Annotated in this window: 21 protein-coding genes and 1 tRNA gene; 5 read left to right on the forward strand and 17 right to left on the reverse strand. The window is 66.1% G+C overall.

The features are described 5' to 3' along the window. Window positions 1–4: 4 nt before the first annotated feature. The gene (locus A7W11_RS26205) at window positions 5–565 is read right to left on the reverse strand and encodes a DUF4303 domain-containing protein (protein WP_066421133.1); all 561 of its coding nucleotides are present in this window, start codon (window positions 563–565) and stop codon (window positions 5–7) included. A 178-nt stretch (window positions 566–743) separates the two neighbouring features. Here A7W11_RS26205 and A7W11_RS26210 point away from each other — a divergent pair, with 178 nt between their 5' ends. Together A7W11_RS26210 and A7W11_RS27770 are read left to right on the forward strand one after the other, a co-directional pair. Then, a complete protein-coding gene (locus A7W11_RS26210; RefSeq protein ID WP_328587241.1) occupies window positions 744–1,055 on the forward strand; it encodes a type II toxin-antitoxin system Phd/YefM family antitoxin in 312 nt (103 codons plus the stop codon). Then, complete coding sequence (locus A7W11_RS27770) at window positions 1,024–1,320, forward strand: Txe/YoeB family addiction module toxin (protein WP_082887494.1); 297 nt, start codon at window positions 1,024–1,026, stop codon at window positions 1,318–1,320. Before A7W11_RS26210 ends, A7W11_RS27770 begins: the two co-directional genes overlap by 32 nt. Before the next feature lie 67 nt (window positions 1,321–1,387). On the opposite strand, the gene A7W11_RS26215 is transcribed toward A7W11_RS27770, so the two are convergent. From A7W11_RS26215 to cysS, 6 genes are all read right to left on the reverse strand, one after another. Beyond that, window positions 1,388–1,481: transfer RNA gene (locus A7W11_RS26215), tRNA-Ser, on the reverse strand. An 88-nt stretch (window positions 1,482–1,569) separates the two neighbouring features. Next, the gene (locus tag A7W11_RS26220) at window positions 1,570–2,835 is read right to left on the reverse strand and encodes an aspartate kinase (protein WP_066421135.1); all 1,266 of its coding nucleotides are present in this window, start codon (window positions 2,833–2,835) and stop codon (window positions 1,570–1,572) included. 239 nt (window positions 2,836–3,074) lie between these two features. Beyond that, on the reverse strand, window positions 3,075–4,094 hold the full coding sequence (gene tilS / locus A7W11_RS26225) for a tRNA lysidine(34) synthetase TilS (protein ID WP_066421873.1): 1,020 nt from the start codon (window positions 4,092–4,094) through the stop codon (window positions 3,075–3,077). Between the two features lie 49 nt (window positions 4,095–4,143). Continuing rightward, complete coding sequence (locus tag A7W11_RS26230) at window positions 4,144–5,109, reverse strand: acetyl-CoA carboxylase carboxyltransferase subunit alpha (protein ID WP_066122197.1); 966 nt, start codon at window positions 5,107–5,109, stop codon at window positions 4,144–4,146. Window positions 5,110–5,150: 41 nt separating this feature from the next. Beyond that, window positions 5,151–5,786, reverse strand: coding sequence for a DNA-3-methyladenine glycosylase family protein (locus A7W11_RS26235; protein ID WP_066421142.1), 636 nt, complete (start codon window positions 5,784–5,786; stop codon window positions 5,151–5,153). A gap of 24 nt (window positions 5,787–5,810) precedes the next feature. Then, complete coding sequence (gene cysS, locus A7W11_RS26240) at window positions 5,811–7,313, reverse strand: cysteine--tRNA ligase (protein WP_066421144.1); 1,503 nt, start codon at window positions 7,311–7,313, stop codon at window positions 5,811–5,813. A gap of 323 nt (window positions 7,314–7,636) precedes the next feature. On the opposite strand from cysS, the gene A7W11_RS26245 reads away from it, so the two are divergent. From A7W11_RS26245 to A7W11_RS26255, 3 genes are all read left to right on the forward strand, one after another. Next, entirely contained in the window at window positions 7,637–8,326 is a 690-nt protein-coding gene (locus A7W11_RS26245; protein WP_066421876.1) for a tetratricopeptide repeat protein, read from the forward strand. Between the two features lie 131 nt (window positions 8,327–8,457). Next, complete coding sequence (locus tag A7W11_RS26250) at window positions 8,458–8,967, forward strand: peptidylprolyl isomerase (RefSeq protein WP_066421148.1); 510 nt, start codon at window positions 8,458–8,460, stop codon at window positions 8,965–8,967. Continuing rightward, the gene (locus A7W11_RS26255; protein WP_066421150.1) at window positions 8,960–9,739 is read left to right on the forward strand and encodes a UDP-2,3-diacylglucosamine diphosphatase; all 780 of its coding nucleotides are present in this window, start codon (window positions 8,960–8,962) and stop codon (window positions 9,737–9,739) included. The genes A7W11_RS26250 and A7W11_RS26255 overlap by 8 nt, the downstream gene beginning before the upstream one ends. Before the next feature lie 120 nt (window positions 9,740–9,859). Here A7W11_RS26255 and A7W11_RS26260 read toward each other — a convergent pair whose 3' ends face one another. The 10 genes from A7W11_RS26260 to A7W11_RS26305 form a co-directional block, all read right to left on the reverse strand. Further along, on the reverse strand, window positions 9,860–10,828 hold the full coding sequence (locus A7W11_RS26260; RefSeq protein WP_066421156.1) for a LysR family transcriptional regulator: 969 nt from the start codon (window positions 10,826–10,828) through the stop codon (window positions 9,860–9,862). A 143-nt stretch (window positions 10,829–10,971) separates the two neighbouring features. After that, window positions 10,972–11,709, reverse strand: coding sequence for an amino acid ABC transporter ATP-binding protein (locus A7W11_RS26265; protein ID WP_066421160.1), 738 nt, complete (start codon window positions 11,707–11,709; stop codon window positions 10,972–10,974). A 19-nt stretch (window positions 11,710–11,728) separates the two neighbouring features. Continuing rightward, window positions 11,729–12,421 carry an amino acid ABC transporter permease gene (locus A7W11_RS26270; RefSeq protein WP_066421163.1) on the reverse strand — a complete coding sequence of 231 codons (693 nt, stop codon included), beginning with the start codon at window positions 12,419–12,421 and terminating at the stop codon, window positions 11,729–11,731. Further along, entirely contained in the window at window positions 12,414–13,100 is a 687-nt protein-coding gene (locus A7W11_RS26275; protein ID WP_066421166.1) for an amino acid ABC transporter permease, read from the reverse strand. Before A7W11_RS26275 ends, A7W11_RS26270 begins: the two co-directional genes overlap by 8 nt. A 46-nt stretch (window positions 13,101–13,146) precedes the next feature. After that, window positions 13,147–13,863 carry an ABC transporter substrate-binding protein gene (locus A7W11_RS26280; protein WP_235816993.1) on the reverse strand — a complete coding sequence of 239 codons (717 nt, stop codon included), beginning with the start codon at window positions 13,861–13,863 and terminating at the stop codon, window positions 13,147–13,149. A gap of 176 nt (window positions 13,864–14,039) precedes the next feature. Further along, window positions 14,040–15,242 carry an aminotransferase class I/II-fold pyridoxal phosphate-dependent enzyme gene (locus A7W11_RS26285; protein WP_066421169.1) on the reverse strand — a complete coding sequence of 401 codons (1,203 nt, stop codon included), beginning with the start codon at window positions 15,240–15,242 and terminating at the stop codon, window positions 14,040–14,042. Further along, window positions 15,239–15,919, reverse strand: a complete 681-nt coding sequence (locus tag A7W11_RS26290) for an RraA family protein (protein ID WP_066421172.1) — start codon at window positions 15,917–15,919, stop codon at window positions 15,239–15,241. Before A7W11_RS26290 ends, A7W11_RS26285 begins: the two co-directional genes overlap by 4 nt. 254 nt (window positions 15,920–16,173) lie before the next feature. Then, window positions 16,174–17,034 (reverse strand): undecaprenyl-diphosphate phosphatase, encoded by an 861-nt coding sequence (locus tag A7W11_RS26295; RefSeq protein ID WP_066421175.1) that lies wholly within the window; start codon window positions 17,032–17,034, stop codon window positions 16,174–16,176. A 24-nt stretch (window positions 17,035–17,058) separates the two neighbouring features. Next, window positions 17,059–18,654: a TerC family protein gene (locus tag A7W11_RS26300; protein ID WP_066421177.1), complete on the reverse strand. Its 1,596-nt coding sequence runs from the start codon at window positions 18,652–18,654 to the stop codon at window positions 17,059–17,061. A 221-nt stretch (window positions 18,655–18,875) separates the two neighbouring features. Then, a complete protein-coding gene (locus A7W11_RS26305) occupies window positions 18,876–19,451 on the reverse strand; it encodes a type II TA system antitoxin MqsA family protein (protein ID WP_082887496.1) in 576 nt (191 codons plus the stop codon). Between the last annotated feature and the right edge of the window lie 4 nt (window positions 19,452–19,455).

Consider the following 19,455-nt stretch of genomic DNA (forward strand, 5'->3'; position numbering starts at 1 on the left):
GCGCTCAGCGGTAGGCCGCACCTTGCAGCTCGCGCAGCCGCATCAGCGCTTGCCGAAACGCCTCGACCTGCGGCGCCGCATTGGTCTGGCTCGCGAAGTCGACCATACTGTCGTCCGACTGATCGGACCAGATCACGCCCAGCAGCAGACGTTCACGCTGGGCGCCCGTGCCGAACAGGCCTTCGGCATCGAGCTCCCGCAATACGGATACGCACAGTCCGAAGAAGGCTTCGATGTGCGTCTCGGCCTGCTCATCGTCCAGCGCATAAGGATCGGGGTGATCGGCGCTGAACGCGTCGTTGAATGCCGACAGTTCCTCGTCGCCGAAAAAGGCGTACGTCCAATCCGGCATGGACCAGCGCAACTCGAGCCGTTCGAGTTCCGAATCGCAATCGGACAACGTGGACTCGGTATTGGCGGCGATGGACACAGACGTGCCCAGGTCGTCGCCCGGATCGATGGCGAACACGTAGATGTCCCGTGGATCGGCTTCCTGGCACAGTTGCCGCCAGGCGGCTTTGACGCCTTCTTTCAAGGGCTCATGCAAGGCGTTATAGATCGACATTTCCCTCACCTTTCAGAAGAACTGCATGAACGCGCCATCATGGTACAAATCATTGTACTAATTTAGTACAAAACATAGTACAATGCTGGCAGGACAGGCAAACCCTGTCATGACTGGGCGAAACGAAACGGGAAGCCTGGTCCACATGGGTGCGAAACGCACTCTTCGGAACTTCTGCATGAGAGCGGCGTTAGATACGCCGAACAACATGAACGTCTTAACTTTTAGCGAGGCACGCGCCAGTTTCAAGCAAGCGATGGACGATGTTTGCGTGCACCATGAACCTACCGTGATCACCCGCCAGCGGGGAGCACACGTAGTGATGATGTCCCTGGAAGACTACAACAGCATGGTCGAGACCATGCATTTGTTGGGTAATGCCAAGAACGCAACTCGATTGATGGAGTCGATCGCTCAGCTCAAGGCTGGTCACGCCCAGTTTCGGGAATTGCTAGGTAATGAGCACAAAGAAAGGCAAGAACAAGAATGAAGCCAAAGGCAGCGCCTTCTGCTGGACCCAGCATGCTTGGGAAGACTATCTATATTGGCAGCAACACGACCCTGCGAAGGTAACCGTCATCAATCGGTTGCTTGAGGAGTGTCGAAGGGATCCGTTCAAAGGAACGGGAAAGCCCGAGCCGCTCAAAGGCGAACTCAGTGGTTTCTGGTCTCGCCGAATCGATCAGGAAAACCGCCTGGTTTACTTGCCTGAAGGCGGAACCATTTACGTGGTGCAGGCGCGACGCCACTACTGACGGGCGGCCCGGAGACATAGCGCACCAAAGAAAAACCCCGTGACTTTCGTCACGGGGTTTTCAATTCTGGCGGAGGCGGAGGGATTCGAACCCTCGATGCAGGTTTTTGCCCACATGCTCCCTTAGCAGGGGAGTACCTTCAACCACTCGGCCACGCCTCCAGAGAGACCAAGATTCTATCAGACTTTCTTGGCCCTTTTGTTCCACAAGTGCCGATATTTACGCACCCGGGAGCAAAATCTTTCGGTCTCAGGCCTTCTCGGCCGGCGCCTGGTCCAGGCCGAACGCCTTGTGCAGCGCGCGCACGGCCAGTTCCATGTACTTGTCGTCGATGATCACCGAGGTCTTGATTTCGCTGGTGCTGATCATCTGGATGTTGATGCCCTCTTGCGACAGCGTCTGGAACATCAGGCTGGCCACGCCGACGTGCGAGCGCATGCCGATGCCGACGATGGAGACCTTGGCGACCTTCTCGTCGGTGGCCAGTTCGCGCGCGCCCACGGCGGGGATCACGTCGCGCTTGAGCACGTCGACCACGCGCTGGTATTCGTTGCGGTTGACCGTGAACGAGAAGTCGGTGGTGCCGGCGACGGACTGGTTCTGCACGATCATGTCGACGTCGATGTTGGCGGCGGCGACCGGGCCCAGGATCGAGTAGGCGACGCCGGGTTTGTCCGGCACGGCCAGCAGGGTGATTTTGGCTTCGTCGCGGCTGAAGGCGATGCCGGAGACAACGGCGGCTTCCATTTTTTCGTCTTCCTCAAAAGTAATCAGCGTGCCCGAGACCATTTCTTCTTCGAGCGGGATGAGCGGGTCGGTCAGCGAGGACAGGACCCGGGTGGGCACACGGTATTTGCCCGCGAACTCGACGGAGCGGATCTGCAGCACCTTGGAACCCAGCGACGCCATTTCGAGCATTTCCTCGAACGAGACGACGGACATGCGGCGCGCCTCGGGCACGACGCGGGGGTCGGTGGTGTAGACGCCATCGACGTCGGTGTAGATCAGGCACTCGTCGGCGCCGATGGCGGCCGCCACGGCCACGGCCGAGGTGTCGGAACCGCCGCGGCCCAGCGTGGTGATGTGGCCGTCTTCATCGATGCCCTGGAAACCCGTGACCACGACCACGCGGCCGGCGTCCAGGTCGGCGCGGATGCGCGCGTCGTCGATGGAGGTGATGCGGGCCTTGGTGTAGGCCGAATCGGTGCGCACGGGCACTTGCCAGCCGGTGTAGCTGCGCGCCTGCACGCCTTCGGCCTGCAGCGCGATGGCCAGCAGGCCGCTGCTGGCCTGCTCGCCGGTGGCGGCAATCATGTCGAGTTCGCGGCCGTCGGGCTGCGAGGCGATTTCGCGGGCAAGGCCCAGCAGGCGATTGGTTTCGCCGGCCATGGCGGAGGGAACGACCACGACCTGGTGGCCGGCGGCGTGCCACTTCGCGACGCGGCGCGCCACATTCCTGATGCGCTCGACCGAGCCCATCGAGGTACCGCCGTACTTATGAACGATGAGGGACATCTATCTCGTACTCTGGCTGGAAGCCCGCCACACGACTGCTGGCAAAGACGGGCAAAACCCAGGATTTTAACGCGCTGGTAAAGATTTGGGCGCGGGATATCCGGGGAATGCCCTATTTTCCGCAGAAAACTTCGCGGAATCCGGCCGGATTGCGACGATTTCGAGCGTTTTGGCAGGGACCAGACCATACCGCCGCTGCGGCACCGAAATTCCGGGCGCGCCCATGAACCGGGGAGCGATCAGGCCGGCTCGACCCACACCCGGCCACGATGGCAGCGCACCGCCAGCCCCGCGTGCACGACCCGCAATTGCCGGTCGTGTCCCAGCGCATGCAGTTGCCGCAACTGGCGCAGCAGGTCGGCCAGGCGGGCATCGCTGGGCATGGCCGCGCCCTGCCCGGCCAGCCAATGGCGCAGCACGTGCGTCTGGCGCGCTGGCGACAGCTTGCGCCACGCGGCCAGCGAGAAACTGCCACGGTCCGGACCGGGCTCCAGCCCTTGCAGATCGGCCTCGGCCACTTCGTCCAGCACCTGGGCAGCCTCGGCCATATGGCGCGCATGCCGCGCCACGATGGCCTGCCAGCCGGGCCAGCGCTCGTCCAGCACAGGCGCCAGGCGAGTGCGCACGGCCGCGCGGGTATAGCGGGGATCGGCGTTGGTGGGATCGTCGACGGCATGCCAGCCGCGCTCGTCGGCCAGCCGGACGGCGGCCAGGCGGATGGCCTCGCGGCCCGTGCCCAGCCAGGGCCGCAGATAGCGCACGCCGTCGCGGATGCTGGCGGCGGCCATCGCCGCCATGCCTTGCAGGCCGGCGCCGCGCAGCAGGCGCAGCAGCACGGTCTCGGCCTGGTCGTCCCGATGATGGGCCAGCAGCACGTCGGCCACGCCCTGTTCGCGCGCCAGGCGGGCCAGCGCGGCGTAGCGCGCTTCGCGCGCGGCGGCCTCGATGCCCTTGCCGCTGTCGCCCGCCACCTGCACGCGCGCCTGCATGACGGCCACGCCCAGCATCGCGCCCAAGGCCTGGACGTGCTCGGCCCAGCCATCGGCCTGCGCCTGCAGTCCGTGATGGATGTGGAACAGTTGGAGTTCGATGCCCTGCCCGCGCGCGACGTGGGCGGCGGCCACGGCCAGCATCGCGGAATCGGCGCCGCCGCTGACGGCGGCCGCGATGCGCGCGGGACGGCTGGGCAGGGCCAGCAGCGTCTCGCGCAGCGGCTGGATCAGCGCAGCCGGGCAATCGGGCAATTCGGAGGAAAGCATGGCGGGGCTCGGAGGGGGTTTCACCAGCCGGGCCTGCGCCATGCGCCCGTCAGGCGCGCGCTTCCTGGAAGCGGCCGTACGACATCACGCGCTGCACGCGCTGCTCGATGAGCTGGTCGGCGGTCATGCCCTGCAGTTGGCGCAGGGAGTCGCCCAGGGCGCGGCGCAGCAGGCGGGCCATGACGCGGGGATCGCGATGCGCGCCGCCGATGGGCTCGTTGACCACGCGGTCGATCAGTTCGAGGTCTTTCAGGCGCGGGGCCGTGATGGCCAGCGCCTCGGCGGCGTCGGGCGCCTTTTCGGCGCTGCGCCACAGGATGGACGCGCAGCCCTCGGGCGAAATGACCGAGTAGGTGGCGTACTGCAGCATCAGCACGGCGTTGCCCACCGCGATGGCCAGCGCGCCGCCCGAACCGCCTTCACCGATGATGGTGCAGATGACGGGCACCTTCAGTTCGGCCATGGCGTACAGGTTGTGGCCGATGGCCTCGGACTGGCCGCGTTCCTCGGCGCCGATGCCGGGATAGGCACCCGGCGTGTCGACGAAGGTGAACACGGGCATCTGGAATTTCTCGGCCAGGCGCATCAGGCGCAGGGCCTTGCGATAGCCCTCGGGGCGCGGCATGCCGAAATTGCGCGCGGCGCGCTCTTTCGTGTCGCGGCCCTTCTGGTGGCCGATGACCATGCAGGGCGTGCCGTTGAAGCGCGCCATGCCGCCGATGATGGACTGGTCGTCGGCATACATGCGATCGCCGTGCAGCTCGTGGAAGTCGGTGAACATCTCGCGCACGTAGTCCAGCGTGTAGGGACGCTGGGGGTGGCGGGCGACCAGGGCGGTCTGCCACGGCGTCAGCTTGCCGTAGATTTCCTTGGCCAGCGTCTGGCTTTTCTGCTGCAGGCGGCCGATCTCGTCGGAGATGTCGACGGCGGAGTCGGCCTGCACGTAGCGCAGCTGCTCGATCTTGTTCTCAAGCTCGGCCAGCGGTTGTTCGAATTCAAGGAAAGTATTGCGCATCGATGTGTGTGGTTCCGTTGAAGGGCGCCTGGCGGGGCGGCTCAGTCCTGGAGGGAATCCAGGCTGCGCCACAGATACCAGGTTGCCACGGTACGCCAGGGCTGCCACGCCAGCGAGACCTCACGGGCCTCGAAGCGCGAGACGGGTTCGCCGCTGAAGTAGTGTAACGAGATTGCCTTGAGCAACCCAGGGTCGTCCAAGGGCAGGACGTCCGGTCGCTGCAGATTGAAGATCAAAAACATCTCCGCTGTCCAGCGTCCGATGCCGCGAATGGCCACCAGCTCGGCGATGACGTCCTCATCGCCCATGGCCGCCCACTTCTCGGGATGCACCTTGCGCTGGGCGAAATGCTCGGCCAGATCCTGGACGTACTCGGCCTTGCGCTTGGCCAGGCCGGCCTCGCGCAGGCCTTCCAGGCCCAGGCGCTGCACGGCGGCAGGCGTGGGCCGTTTGCCCGCGGCCTCGATGAAGCGCGTCCAGGTGGCCTGGGCGGCGCTGGTCGAGACCTGCTGGCCCACGATGGCGCGCGCCAGCGTGACGAACGGCGTGGCCGCCGGCTTGAGCCAGGTTTCGGGGTGCTGCGGAATGACCTTCTTGAGAATGCGGTCGCGCACCAGGTGGGCGACGGCCTCTTCCCAATAGTCGGGCTTGACGATGGCGGGTTCAGCGCTGGACATGAAGAAAAAAGCTTCCGGGTTCGGTCAGGCGCGGCGCCACTGCGTCACGCCGCCCGGCTTGTCGTCGAGTTCGATGCCGGCCGCGCGCAATTGACCACGAATGCTGTCGGCCTTCGTGAAATCACGCGCCTGCTTAGCTGCGGTACGCTCGGCAATCAATGCCTCGATATCATCGGCGCCAAGCGGAATGGAGGCAGGATCCGGCATTTCCTTGGAAATAGACACGGACACCGACAGGCTGGACAAACGGAGAGCCGAGGCGCTGTAACGAGTCGGCCTCTGGAAATACTCGACAGGATCCTGCTGCAGCAGGCCCAGCAGTTCGGCCAGCGCCTTCAACTGCCCGGCGCTGCGCGCACCGCGCGTGCGGTTGGCCTCGGAGGCCAGTTCGAACAGCGCGGCCACGGCGCCCGACGAATTGAAATCGTCGTCCATCGCGGCCTTGAAGGCCTGCGCCTGGGGCTCGTTCCAGTCGATGCCCAACTGGTCGGGCGCGACGTTCTGCAGCGCCTGGTACAGGCGGTCCAGCGCGTTCTGCGCGTCCAGCAGGTTGTCGGGCGTGTAGTTCTGCGGACTGCGGTAATGGTTGCGCACGATGAAGAAGCGCAGCATTTCCGCTTCGCGCGGATTGGCCTGGTAGGACGCCTCGGTGTCGGACAGGTCGGCGGCATCGGCCACGGTCTGGCGGATGGTGCGGAAGTTGCCCAGCGACTTCGACATCTTGTCGGCGTCGACCATCAGCGGGCCGCAGTGCATCCAGACGTTGGCCAGGTGGCCGCCGAAGGCGCCTTCGGTCTGCGCGATCTCGTTCTCGTGGTGCGGGAACTTCAGGTCGGGACCGCCGCCGTGGATGTCCAGGGGCAGGCCCAGCAGCGAGCGGCTCATGGCCGAGCACTCAATGTGCCAGCCCGGACGGCCCATGCCGTATGGCGACTGCCACTTGGTGTCTTCGGGTTCCTCGGCCTTGGCCGACTTCCACAGCACGAAATCGAGCGGATCGCGCTTGGCCGAGCCCACCGCCACGCGTTCGCCGGCACGCAGGTCGTCCAGCGTCTTGCCGGACAGCTTGCCGTAGCCCTCGAAGCCACGCACGGCGTAGTTCACGTCGCCGTCGTCGGCCTGGTAGGCCAGGCCCTTTTCCTGCAGGCGGCCGATGATGTCGAGCATCTCACCCACATACTCGGTCGCCCGGGGTTCGTTGTCGGGCGTCTGCACGCCCAGCGCGCGCTCATCGGCATGCATGGCGTCGATGTAGAACTCGGTGACCTCGCCGATGCGGCGGTGGGTCTCGACGGCGCGGCGGATGATCTTGTCGTCGATGTCCGTGATGTTGCGCACGTAGTTGACCCGGTAGCCGCTGGCGCGCAGCCAGCGCTGCACCACGTCGAACGCCACCAGCATGCGCGCGTGGCCCAGGTGGCAGTAGTCGTAGACCGTCATGCCGCACACATACATGCCCACCTGACCGGCAGTAGCCGGCTTGAACGGTTCCTTGGCACGCGACAGTGTGTTGTAGATGTGAAGCATGGCGCCCTGTGTGTGTGGCAAATGTATTCTTCGGATGGCGTCGGGATGAACCGCCCCGCGCAACGGCCGAGCCCTGCCCGGCGAGCGGCGGCCTGGACGGCAGCCGCCCCGAAAACGCGAGGCGGCAAAGCCCCCGGCGGCGGCATCCTTCCGGCTGCCCATCGGCCCCAGGCCGAGGACATGCCAAAGGCAATGCCGGAGGCGTTGTCGGGGCATGCACTGCCAGAAACGCAACCGGGGCTAAAATGGCGGTCGTCAAGTATAGCAAGCGGCCCGGCTGCGCGCCCAGCGTGTGCGCCGATGCCGCCATAACGGAACCCAACATGCCGCGTCTTCCCATCGCGTTGCTGCTGGCGGTGCTCGGCGCCGCCCCGCTTTTCGCCCATGCGAGATCCGCCGGGGGCGGCAGCGGCGCTGGCGGCGGGCACCTTTCGCCCAACGCCAATCTCACCACGCTCGACACGCCCGCTCCCGAAGGCGGCTGGCAGGGCCTGGCCAACCTGCTCGAAACGCTGAAGCCCGGCGTCGACACGCGGCTGGACCCCGCCCCCTCGCAAGTCACCGACCGCATCGAGCAATTGCTGACCAAGGGGCAAACCGCCGACGCCCTGGCGCTGATCGAGAAGCGCCAGGCCGAACGCGACCGGCAGGGCACGCGCGGCACCGACGTCCAGCTGATGTTCCAGCACGCGCGCGCCCTGTCCGCACTGGGCCGCGCGCAGGAATCGATTGACGTCTACACTGACATGACCACGCGCTTTCCGGAATTGCCCGAGCCGTGGAACAACCTGGCTGCCCTGTATGCCGCCCGCGGCGAACTGGACCGCGCGCAAGATGCCCTGAACATGGCGTTGCGCGCCGATCCGACCTACGCCGACGCGCGGGCCAACATGGGCGAGCTCCAACTTCTGATGGCCCTGCGCACGTACCGGCAGGCCGGTGGCCAAGGCGCCCCCGGCGCGAAGGACAAAGCGCAGGAAATCGAAAATCTGCTGAAGGAAAAACGGCAATAATGAGTTTTCGCCTCCCGCTCTCCCTGCGACGCCTGACGGCGTGCGCGGTCACCGTGGCGGCCCTGCTGCCCGTCGGCGCCGGCGCCCAGCCGGCCGCCCCCTCACCCTCTACTTCCAAAGGCACACCACAAATGAGCACGAATCCCCGCGTCAAACTGGAAACCAACCAAGGCAACATGGTCATCACGCTGGACGCCGAAAAGGCGCCCAAGTCGGTCGAGAACTTCCTGGCCTACGTCAAGGAAGGCTTCTACAACGGCACGATCTTCCATCGCGTGATCGACGGCTTCATGGTCCAGGGCGGCGGTTTCGAAGCAGGCATGAAGCAGAAGCCCACGCACGCTCCCATCGAGAACGAGGCCAACAACGGCCTGAAGAACGACAAGTACACCCTGGCCATGGCCCGCACCAGCGATCCGCACTCGGCCACCGCCCAGTTCTTCATCAACGTCGCCAACAACGACTTCCTGAACTTCACCGCCCCCACCCCCAACGGCTGGGGCTACGCGGTGTTCGGCAAGGTCACCGAAGGCACCGAAGTGGTCGACAAGATCAAGGGCGTGAAGACGGGCAACAGCGGCTTCCACCAGAACGTGCCGACCGAGGACGTGGTCATCACCAAGGCTGAGATCCTTGAATAATCTGGTGCTGCCGAAGGGGCCGGTCTGGCTGGCCTCCGATGTGCACCTGGGTCCTGCCACACCCGCCACGCAAGAAGCCTTCCTGGCCTTTCTCGATGTGGCGGCGAACGAAGCGGCCGCCTTGCTGCTGCCGGGCGATCTCTTCGACGCCTGGATCGGCGACGACGTGATCCGCGCCGCGCCGCCCTGGCTGGCGCAGGCCCTGCGTGGCCTGCAGGCCACGGCGGCGCGCGTGCCGGTGTACCTGGGCCGCGGCAACCGCGATTTCCTGATGGGCGCCGAACTGGCGCAGGCCGTGGGCGCGCAGTTGCTGCCCGACGTGGCGGTGCTGGACACCGAATTCGGCCGCGTGCTGCTCAGCCACGGCGACGAGTACTGTACGGACGATGCGGCCTACCAGCAGTTCCGCGCCATGGTGCGCGATCCCCGCTGGCAAGAGCAGTTCCTGGCCAAGAGCATCCCCGAGCGCCTGCAGATGGCCCAGCAGGCCCGCGGCGAAAGCATGGCGGCCAACCAGGCGAAGACCACGGAAATCATGGACGTGAACGCGGGCGCGGTGGAAGCCGCCTTCCGTGACGCGGACGTGGCCTTCATGGTGCATGGCCACACGCACCGCCCCGATCGCCACGTGCTGATGATCGACGGCAAGAAGCGCGAACGCTGGGTGCTGCCCGACTGGGACTGCGACCACGGCTCGGCGCGCGGTGGCTGGCTGGTCATCGACCAGGACGGCCCGCAACGCTACGACCTCGGCGACGAGACGGAAGACTGAGTCCGGAAGACGGCGGCCTGCCGGAAGACGGCTGCCGCTCTCCTCCTGCGTCTCGAATGCTTTCCGACCCGCCGCGCCCGGATGGCGGCCAGGTCTCGCCGCGCGCCCTTGCGCCGGGCGTCAGCCTGCCCTGGGTGGCGCCATCGGCAGGAACGACCCCGCCACCTCGAAATCGCAGGCCTGCCGCGCAATGTCGATGACCGTATTGATCACCGGATTGATGGCGCTTTTCTTGTAGACCGCGTAGTAGTTGATGGTGGGCAGATCGGGCTGCACGCGCAGCCTGCACAACGCGCCGCTGGCCACCAGCGGCGCGAAATACGCCCCCGGCAGATAACTGATCCCCAGCCCCAGCATGGCCAACTGCGCCATCATGCCCAGGCTGTTGGCGGTCAGCACCCGTTTCACCGACAGATTCTGCTCGGTGAACCAGGCATCGTACAGATGCGACAGCGCCGAACTCGACGGCTGGCTGATCACCGGAAACGGCGCCAGGTCCTCGGGCGACAGGTCGGCCGCGGGATCCAGCGGCAGCGACGGACTGGCCATCCACACGTTCACCACCGAGCCCAGGTGCACGCACTCGTATTCGTAGCTCCAGAACGGCCCCGGCATGATGGCCAGGTCCAGTTCGTCGCGCTGCAGGCGCTCGTACAGCGTGATGCCGCCATCGATCTCGGGCAGCAACTGCACCTTGGGATACAGCCGGTTCAGCTCGCCGATGACGCCGGCCAGGGAGGTCAGCGCCACCAGTTCGGTCACGCCCAGGCGCACGCTGCCCTCGAAGCGCGACGGATCGGCCATCTCGAGCACCATGCGGCTGTTCAGCTCCAGCATCTCGCGCGCGCGCTCGAAGAGCTTGCGGCCATGCTGCGTCAGCACCAGGGATTTCGCGCGCCGCTCGAACAGCGGCATGCCGGCGAAGCCTTCGAGCTCGCCCACGCGCTTGGCCACCGCGGACTGCGTGGCGTGCAGCTTGCGGGACGAGGCGCTGAAGCTGCCCAGCACGGCGCTCCAATAGAACGCCTCCAGTTGCTTCAGGGTGTACATGGCCGGATGGGAGGTCGGGCGGTGGGAGAGTCCAACCATACCACCGGCGGCAATCGCCTGCTCCTCGGTGAAAGCCCGCCGCGCCGCGTCAGGCCGCGCCGCGCTCGGCGAAGCCGCATCGCGCCCGGCCGGCCCCGGCTGCCCGGCGCCAGAAAACCCGTCCGGGGCGTCACGTACACCGGTCATGCCGGATGATGCGCGATGATGTCCGCCAGGAAGCGCTGGGCGCGCGGATGCTGCGGCGCCGTGAAGAATTCCTCGGGCGTGGCGGCCTCGAGAATCTGGCCGGCATCCATGAAGATCACGCGGTCGCTGACCTCGCGCGCGAAGCCCATTTCATGGGTCACGCACACCATCGTCATGCCGTCGCGCGCCAGGGACTTCATCACCTGCAGCACTTCGCCGACCATTTCCGGATCCAGCGCGCTGGTCGGCTCGTCGAACAGCATCACCGGCGGCTTGAGCGCCAGCGCGCGGGCGATCGCCACGCGCTGCTGCTGGCCGCCCGACAGGGCGCCCGGATAGGCCTCGGCCTTGTGGCCCATGCCCACGCGCTCCAGCAACTGGGCGGCCTGCGCCTCGGCCTCGCGGCGCGGGGTCTTCAGGATGTTGACCGTGGCGTACGTCACGTTGTCCAGCACGCTCATGTGCGGGAACAGGTTGAACTGCTGGAAGACGAAGCCGATGCCCTGGCGCAGGCGGTTGATGTTCACGCCCTTGGCGTGGATATCCTGCCCGTCGACCAGGATGCGGCCGCCGCCGATGGGCTCCAGCCGGTTGATCGTGCGGATCAGGGTGGACTTGCCCGACCCCGAGGGGCCGCACACCACCAGCACTTCGCCGCGCGCGACGTCCAGGTCGACGTCCTTCAGGACATGATGCGCGTCATACCACTTGTTGACGCCTTCGAGCTTTATCATGATTCGATTCCTTTGACCGTCAGGCCGGCATGCTGCGGCTGCGGCGGACCCAGCCTTCCAGCCAGGCCACGCTGCGGCTCAGGCTGAAACACACCAGGAAGTAAATGATGGCCAGAATGCCGAACACCTGCAGCGGCTGCGTCAGCACCAGGTTGTTGATCTGGTTGGCGGCGAACGTCAGTTCGTTCACGCTGATCACGTAGCCCAGCGAGGTTTCCTTGATGGTCGACACGAACTGGCTGGTCATGCTGGGCAGCACGTTGAACAGCGCCTGCGGCAGGATCACCTTCCGCATCGTCGTCCAGTAGCCCACGCCCAGCGAGCGCGAGGCCTCGATCTGGCCCTTGGGGATCGCCTCGATCCCCGAGCGGACCACTTCCGACAGATAGGCGCTTTCGTAGATGACCAGCGCGCAGACCAGCGTCCAGAAGCCGCTGATCGACTCGCCGGTCAGTTTCGGCACGGCGAAGTAGGCCCAGAAGATCAGCATCAGCAGCGGCATGCCGCGCACCGTGTTGACGAACAGGCGGCTGCTGACGGCGATCCAGCGGTACGGGCTGACCCGCGCGATGGCGATCAGCAGGGCCAGCGGGAACGACAGCACCAGGCCCAGGAACGCCAGCAACAGCGTCAGCGCCAGGCCGCCCAGCGGGCCGTTGGGGTATTGCCCCACCAGCAGCATGGGCCAGTATTGATTCAGGATATCAAGCACGGCGGCCCCCCTTGCCCAGGCTGTAGCGCGCATAAATGCGCGAGCCGATGTACATCAACAGGAAGGAGCCCAGCAGATACATGATCGTGGCGGCGCCGAAGGTGGCGAAGGTGCGATAGGTTTCGTTCTCGATCTCGCGCGCCTGGTAGGTCAGTTCCACCACGCCGATGGCCATGGCCACGCTGGTGTTCTTGAACAGCAGCAGCGCGCGGCCCACCAGCGGCGGAATCGAAATGCGCAGCGCCTGCGGCACGATCACGTGGCGCATGCATTGCAGATAGGACGAGCCCAGCGCGCGGGCGGCCTCGAACTGGGTGAACGGAATGGCGCGCAGGCCGCTGCGGATGTCCTCGGCGATATAGGCGGCCGAGCCCAGGCCCAGCGCGATCGCCGCCAGCGACAGCTCGGCGTTGTGCGCGTACAGCCACTCGCGTACGACCTCGGGCAGCAGTTCGGGCATGCCGAAGTACCAGAACAGCACCTGCACCAGCAGGGGCACGTTGCGGTGGTATTCGACGTAGGCGCTGACGAACAGGCGGCACGGCCACAGCTCGGTGCTGCGGATGACGACCAGCAGCACCGCCAGGGTGAAGGCCAGCACCCACGACACCAGGAACAGCTGCACCGTCGTCAGCATGCCGTCGGCGAGCTGAGAAAGAAATTGTGCTTCTAGCAACACGCAAAACTCCGGAAACGGCGCCGCGCGAGGCGGCGCCGATGGCGGATCAGCCCGCGATGGGCGCGATCTTGAACGAACGCTTCAGCTTGTACGGGGTGTCGTCGCCGAACCACTTGTCGAACAGCTTGGCGGCTTCGCCCGAGGCTTCGGCCTCGTCCAGGATCTTGTCGACGGCGGCGATGAACGCCGGCTCGGACTTGCGCATGCCCAGGCCCCACGACTCGTCGAACACCGACTTGTCGATCACGGTGACGGGCGCGGTGGGCGGGCTTTGCAGCACCAGGCGGACCAGCACCAGCTCAGAGGCGAACTGTGCGTCGACTTTTTTCTGCTGCAGCGCCAGATAGGCGGCCGAGCTGTCGGTGTAGCCCAGCACCCGGGACTTGTCCATGATGCGCTTGATTTCACGCTCGGAGCTGGAGCCCTTGGTGGCGGCGATACGGCGGCCGTTGACCGACTCGATCGTGTCCAGGCCAGAATCCTTGCGCACCAGCAGCTTCTGCGGGCTGACGTAGTAGGCGCGGCTGAAGGCGATCTGTTCGGCGCGGTCCGGCGAGTAGCCCAGGTTGGCGGCCAGGATGTCGACGCGGCCTTCGTTCAGTTCGGGCACGCGGGCCGCGACGGACAGCAGCTTGTACTCGACCTTCACGCCCAGCTTGTCGGCGACCAGCTTGCACATGTCGACGTCATAGCCCACGACGGTACGCGTGGCGTTGTCCTGGAAGCTGAACGGTTGCGAGGTGCCCAGCGTGCCGCAGACCAGCGAACCGCGCGACTTGATGTCGGCCAGCTGGTCGGCGTGCGCGGCGGCGCTGAACAGGCCCATTCCCAGGCTCAGACCCAGGGTGACAGTAGCCAGCAACTTCATTGTGAATCCCCTTGTGTGATGGTGATGCAGAACGAGAGGCCGGCGGCGCGCGCCGCCGGCCCGACTTGCGCTCAGGCCAGGCGTTCGCACGCCGCGCGGATGGCCGAGCAGCCTTGCTGGATATCTTCCAGCGCGGCCGCGAAAGAAAGGCGGAACGTGCCCGGCACGCCATAGGGCGTGCCGTCGATGACGGCCACCCCGGCCTCGCGCAGCAGGTAGTGCACGAAGTCGGTGTCGGTGGCCAGCACCGTGCCGTCGGGCGTGCGCTTGCCGATCACGCCGTTGCAGTCCGGGAACACGTAGAACGCGCCCTCGGGCACCACCACGGACAGGCCGGGCGCGCCGCTCAGCGCGGCGACGGCGGCGTCGCGGCGCGCCTTGTAGGTGCGGGCGAACTCGGCCACGCAGTCCTGCGGGCCGGACAGGGCCTCGGTGGCGGCCGCCTGGCTGATCGAGCAGGCGCCCGACGTGCTCTGCGACTGCAGGATGGCCATGGCCTTGATCAGTGCTTCCGGGCCGGCGCCGTAGCCGATGCGCCAGCCGGTCATCGCATAGGCCTTGGACACGCCGTTGACCACCAGGGTACGGTCGGCCAGTTCCGGCGCCAGCTGCAGCGGATGCACGGTGGGCGTGTCGGTGAAGTTCAGGCGCGCGTAGATGTCGTCGGTCATCAGCCACACGTGCGGATGGCGCTTCAACACTTCGACCAGGCCGCGCCACTCGTCGGCCGTATAGATGGCGCCGGTGGGGTTGCTGGGCGCGTTCATCATCAGCCACTTGGTGCGCGGCGTGATGGCGGCCTCCAGGGCGGCTGGCGTCAGTTTGTACTGTTCGGCCGGCGTGGCCGCGACGGCGACGGGCACGCCGCCGTTGACGACCACCATGTCGGGATAGGACACCCAGTACGGCGCGGGGATGATGACCTCGTCGCCGTCGTTCAGCGTGGCGGCCAGGCCGTTGTAGATGACCTGCTTGGCGCCCGTGCCGACGATGATGCGGGCTTCGGGATAGTCGACGCCCGTTTCTTCCAGCAGGCGCGCGCGCGCCGCGCGGCGCAGCGGCATCGTGCCCTGCGAATTCGGGTACTTGGTCTCGCCGCGCTGCATGGCCGCGATGGCCGCGTCGCAGATGTGCTTGGGCGTGGCGAAGTCGGGCTCGCCCACCGTCAGGTCGATGATGCGGCGGCCTTCCTCGCGCAGCTTGGCCACGATGGCGCGGGTCGCCACGCTGGGCGACAGCTTGATGCGCTTGATCTTGTCGGCGACGATGCTCATTGCGCGCCTCCGGTCTTCTCGGCGATGGTGCGGTCGACCCACGGCTTGCTGTAGGTGCCCGAACGCAGCTTTTCCTTGGTGACCTGCTCGTCCGCTTCCTTCTTGCGGGCGGCGGCCAGCACGCCGGTGGCCTGGGCCGCCGGAATGGCCAGCACGCCGTCGGCATCGCCCAGGATGACGTCGCCGGCGCACACGACTTGCCCGCCGATGCTCACGGGAACGTTGATTTCGCCCGGGCCGTCCTTGTAGGGGCCCATGTGCGCCGCGCCCAGCGCGAAGCAGCCGAACCTGCCTTGCTGGAACACGTCCAGGTCACGGATCATGCCGTCGATGACGAAGGCGACGATGCCGCGCGATTCGGCGTCCATGGCCATCAGTTCGCCGACCAGGGCGTTGGCCGTCTGGCCGCCGCCGTCGACCACGATGACGTCGCCCGGCCCCGCCAGCGAGATCGCCTTGTGGATCATCAGGTTGTCACCCGGGCGGGTCTTGACCGTGACCGCGCGGCCAACGATGCGGGCCGCGCCGGCATGCAGCGCGCGCAGGCCGCGCACGCCGTACAGGCGGCCCATGCAATCGCTGACCTGGGCCGAACCGATCTCGGCGAAACCCGCCACGATCTCGTCCGCCACCGGGGGCTGCGGCAAGGGAAGAATGCGAAAACCGATGGAACTCATGGGGATGAACTCATGCCGTACTGGAGAAGGCATGCATTACAAGCCCTGGGAGCCGCTTCCTCAAAACGATATAAATTCTGAGGAATTCACGAAAAAAATTCGTGCATCGATGCGTTTAGGGTAAACCCTTATTCGTAGCAGACGTCATTTTGCGTTGCAAAAAAGGCGGCGAAGCCCCGACACTTCGCCGCCGCTGCGTCGCCGGGCGCTGCCGGTTCGCTCGATCATCCTGCGCGCCGTGGCGCGACGACAGCCTAGACCATCAGCACGACCGCCACCACGATGCCCAGCGCGATGCGGTACCAGGCAAAGATGCGGTAGGTGTGGTTGGCCACGAAACGCAGCACGGCGCGCACGATCAGCAAGGCGCTGAGGAATGCCGCCACGAAGCCCACGGCGATGCCCGACAGGTCGTGCGAGGTCAGCAGGCTCATGTTGCGGTACATGTCGTAGACCGCGGCGGCCAGCATGGTGGGCATGGCCAGGAAGAACGAGAACTCGGTGGCCGTCTTGCGCTGGATGCCGGCGATCATGCCGCCGATGATGGTGGCGCCCGAACGCGAGGTACCGGGAATCATGGCCAGGCACTGCGCCACGCCCACGGCCAGGGCCTGTTTCCAGGTGATCTGTTCCAGCGTGTGCGCGGTCGCGCGCTCGTCCGAGGCGGTATCGTCGGCCGCGCCGGGCTGGTCGCCCGGCGTGTGATGGGTGCGGCGCTCGACCCACAGCATGATCAGGCCGCCCAGCACCAGCGTCACGGCCACCACTTCGGGCGCGTAGAACAGGCGCTTGATGGCGGAAATGAAGATGGCGCCGACGACCGCCGCCGGCAGGAAGGCGATGATCAGATTGCGCGTGAAGGCCACTTCCTGGCGCTCGCCGCGCAGCGTGCCCGAAACGAGCTGCCACAGGCGGGCGCGGAAGATCCACATGACGGCCAGGATGGAACCGAGCTGGATGACGACCTCGAACACCTTGCCCGAACTGGACTCGAAATGGATGAGGTCGCCGAACAGGATGAGATGCCCGGTGCTGGAAACCGGGATGAACTCCGTCAGGCCCTCCAGGACACCGAGGATGAAGGCCTTGATCAGGTAAAGCGTGCCGTCTGACATGTAGATGGATGGGGACCGAAAAGGTTAAACGTCGCTGCCCTCGGGGGCCGCATCGGGATCGGAGGGCTCGTAGGGGCGTTTCTCGACCCGGACGGACGCGATGCGGCGTCCGTCGAGCTGCAGCACCTCGAAGCGCAGCCGCGAGTACGGGGTGTCGAATTCGCAGGCGTCGCCGGGCTGCGGCAGGTGGCCGAAGCGCGCCAGCAGGTAGCCGGCCAGCGTCGTGTAGTCCTGGGACTCGTCGATCAGACCATCGACCTCCAGCACTTGTTCCACATGATGCAGATCGGCCGCGCCGTCGATTTTCCAGACGCCGTCCTGCTCGGCGGCGATGTCGGGCATCTCGTCCTCGTCGGGGAATTCGCCCGCGATGGCCTCGAACACGTCGATGGCCGTGGCCAGGCCCACGATGGCGCCGAACTCGTCGGTGACCAGCACCAGTTGGCCCCGCGAACGCTTCAACGTGTCCATCAGCACCAGGATGCCGGTGTTCTCGTGCACGATGATCGGATCGCGCAGGCCGTCACGCCGGATGCGGCCCTCGGTGATCAGTTGCGCCACCATGCTCTTGGCGCGGCCGATGCCGATGACCTCGTCCAGCGAGCCGCGGCACACCGGGAAGAAGCTGTGCGGGGAAGCGTCGAGCCGTGCGCGGATCTCGTCGACGCCGTCGTCGATGTTGATCCAGGTGATGTCGTTGCGCGGCGTCATGATCGAGTGGATGCTGCGCTCGGCCAGGGTCAGCACGCCGCTGACCATGTTGCGCTCTTCCACGCCGAAGGCCTGCATGTCGGGCATCTCGGCGGCCGGTTCGGCGGGTTCGTCGCCCGCGGCCGGCGGACGCTTGCCCAGCATGCGCAGCACGGCCGTGGCGGTGCGCTCGCGCATCGGACGGCGGGCATCGAGCTTGAGCAGGTTGCGGCGCGCCACCTGGTTCAGGGCCTCGATGGCCACGGAGAAGCCGATAGCGGCGTACAGGTAGCCCTTGGGCACCTTGAAGCCGAAGCTTTCCGCCAGCAGCGAAAAGCCGATCATCAGCAGGAAACCCAGGCACAGCACCACCACGGTGGGATGCTTGTTGACGAAGCGCGTCAGCGGCTTGGAGGCGATCAGCATGATGCCGATGGCGATGACCACGGCGATCATCATGATGGCCAGGTGATCGACCATGCCCACGGCGGTGATGACGGAGTCCAGCGAGAACACGGCGTCCAGCACCACGATCTGCGTGACGATGACCCAGAAGCTGGCATAGACGCGCGAACCGCCGGTGTGCTCGCCATGGCCGCCCTCGATGCGTTCGTGCAGCTCCATGGTGCCCTTGAACAGCAGGAACAGGCCGCCGATCATCAGGATGAGATCGCGCCCGGAGAACGAGGCAGGTCCGACGGAGAACAGCGGCTCGGTCAGGGTGACCAGCCAGGACATGACGGACAGCAGCCCCAGGCGCATGACCAGCGCCAGGCTCAGGCCCAGGATGCGCGCGCGGTCCCGCTGGGACGGCGGCAGCTTGTCCGCCAGGATGGCGATGAAGATTAGGTTGTCGATACCCAGGACGATCTCGAGGACCACCAGGGTAAGGAGGCCGACCCACGCAGCGGGGTCCAGCAGCCACTCCATCAGGAGCTCCGGGAAGTAGGAAACCGGTAATCGTACAAGAAATCGTGTGACAGCCTTGGCGCGAGCGCACCGCCGGCGAGGGGGGAAATGCCGCGGGCGCCGCTGTCTGGCCACCGGCGTCGCGCGCATGCCGATATTCCCGTCCGGGAAATGTACGGCGGGCAGCCGTACCGGCCCCCGCGCCATGCGCGCGGCAAGGGGTTAAATCTGCTCGCGCGGTTTCATCGCGCAGCCCGATGGCTGGAAAAAACCGTATCGGACGCGCCGTCCTCCGTGGCATCGATCCGTGCAGGCTCGAAGGTGTGCCGTTGCCCGACCCGCTGGACGAGCGCCTTCAGCTCGGCGCCGGCCTTGTCCGGAGCCTGCCTGAACGGGATGCGGATGCCCGCCTCGTCAGCCAGTTCCTTGAACACCTCGGGTCTGCGCATGGCCACTTTCAACAAGCGCGTCAGCGTCAGATCCGGATAGCTTTTCTCTGTCTCGAAGCGGGAAAAAGCAATGATGCCCCGGCCGAATATGGCGGAGAAGTCCCGTTGCGTCAGTCCCCAGCGGCGCCGAAATGCCGCGATATCCTCACCAAGCAGATACTCGCCGTAGTGCGCCTTGCGTGCGGCGCGCAAAACCAGGTTCTGTTCGATCTGCGAGGCGAGCACGCGCTCGTTGCCGCAAGCATCGCAGCGCGAGCAAACCTGCCGAACCTCGACCACCGCGCCGGTCGGAGGCGTGAAAGTCTCGATGCGCTCGACGGTCTGCATGCGACCGTTCCGGCAGCGGCGGCACATCACGGGGTTATCCATTTGA

This window comes from Bordetella ansorpii (assembly GCF_900078315.1).
Taxonomy (GTDB): domain Bacteria; phylum Pseudomonadota; class Gammaproteobacteria; order Burkholderiales; family Burkholderiaceae_B; genus Bordetella; species Bordetella ansorpii.

Excerpts from the sequence above, each read along its gene's own strand:
- A7W11_RS26260 (WP_066421156.1), bottom strand. The coding sequence starts at position 10,828 with ATGGTTGGACTCTCCCACCGCCCGACCTCCCATCCGGCCATGTACACC.
- A7W11_RS26265 (WP_066421160.1), bottom strand. The coding sequence starts at position 11,709 with ATGATAAAGCTCGAAGGCGTCAACAAGTGGTATGACGCGCATCATGTC.
- A7W11_RS26285 (WP_066421169.1), bottom strand. The coding sequence starts at position 15,242 with ATGAGCATCGTCGCCGACAAGATCAAGCGCATCAAGCTGTCGCCCAGC.
- A7W11_RS26205 (WP_066421133.1), bottom strand. The coding sequence starts at position 565 with ATGTCGATCTATAACGCCTTGCATGAGCCCTTGAAAGAAGGCGTCAAA.
- A7W11_RS26210 (WP_328587241.1), top strand. The coding sequence starts at position 744 with ATGAGAGCGGCGTTAGATACGCCGAACAACATGAACGTCTTAACTTTT.
- A7W11_RS27770 (WP_082887494.1), top strand. The coding sequence starts at position 1,024 with ATGAGCACAAAGAAAGGCAAGAACAAGAATGAAGCCAAAGGCAGCGCC.
- A7W11_RS26245 (WP_066421876.1), top strand. The coding sequence starts at position 7,637 with ATGCCGCGTCTTCCCATCGCGTTGCTGCTGGCGGTGCTCGGCGCCGCC.
- tilS (WP_066421873.1), bottom strand. The coding sequence starts at position 4,094 with ATGCTTTCCTCCGAATTGCCCGATTGCCCGGCTGCGCTGATCCAGCCG.
- A7W11_RS26295 (WP_066421175.1), bottom strand. The coding sequence starts at position 17,034 with ATGTCAGACGGCACGCTTTACCTGATCAAGGCCTTCATCCTCGGTGTC.
- A7W11_RS26230 (WP_066122197.1), bottom strand. The coding sequence starts at position 5,109 with ATGCGCAATACTTTCCTTGAATTCGAACAACCGCTGGCCGAGCTTGAG.
- A7W11_RS26305 (WP_082887496.1), bottom strand. The coding sequence starts at position 19,451 with ATGGATAACCCCGTGATGTGCCGCCGCTGCCGGAACGGTCGCATGCAG.
- A7W11_RS26300 (WP_066421177.1), bottom strand. The coding sequence starts at position 18,654 with ATGGAGTGGCTGCTGGACCCCGCTGCGTGGGTCGGCCTCCTTACCCTG.
- cysS (WP_066421144.1), bottom strand. The coding sequence starts at position 7,313 with ATGCTTCACATCTACAACACACTGTCGCGTGCCAAGGAACCGTTCAAG.
- A7W11_RS26250 (WP_066421148.1), top strand. The coding sequence starts at position 8,458 with ATGAGCACGAATCCCCGCGTCAAACTGGAAACCAACCAAGGCAACATG.
- A7W11_RS26220 (WP_066421135.1), bottom strand. The coding sequence starts at position 2,835 with ATGTCCCTCATCGTTCATAAGTACGGCGGTACCTCGATGGGCTCGGTC.
- A7W11_RS26290 (WP_066421172.1), bottom strand. The coding sequence starts at position 15,919 with ATGAGTTCCATCGGTTTTCGCATTCTTCCCTTGCCGCAGCCCCCGGTG.
- A7W11_RS26235 (WP_066421142.1), bottom strand. The coding sequence starts at position 5,786 with ATGTCCAGCGCTGAACCCGCCATCGTCAAGCCCGACTATTGGGAAGAG.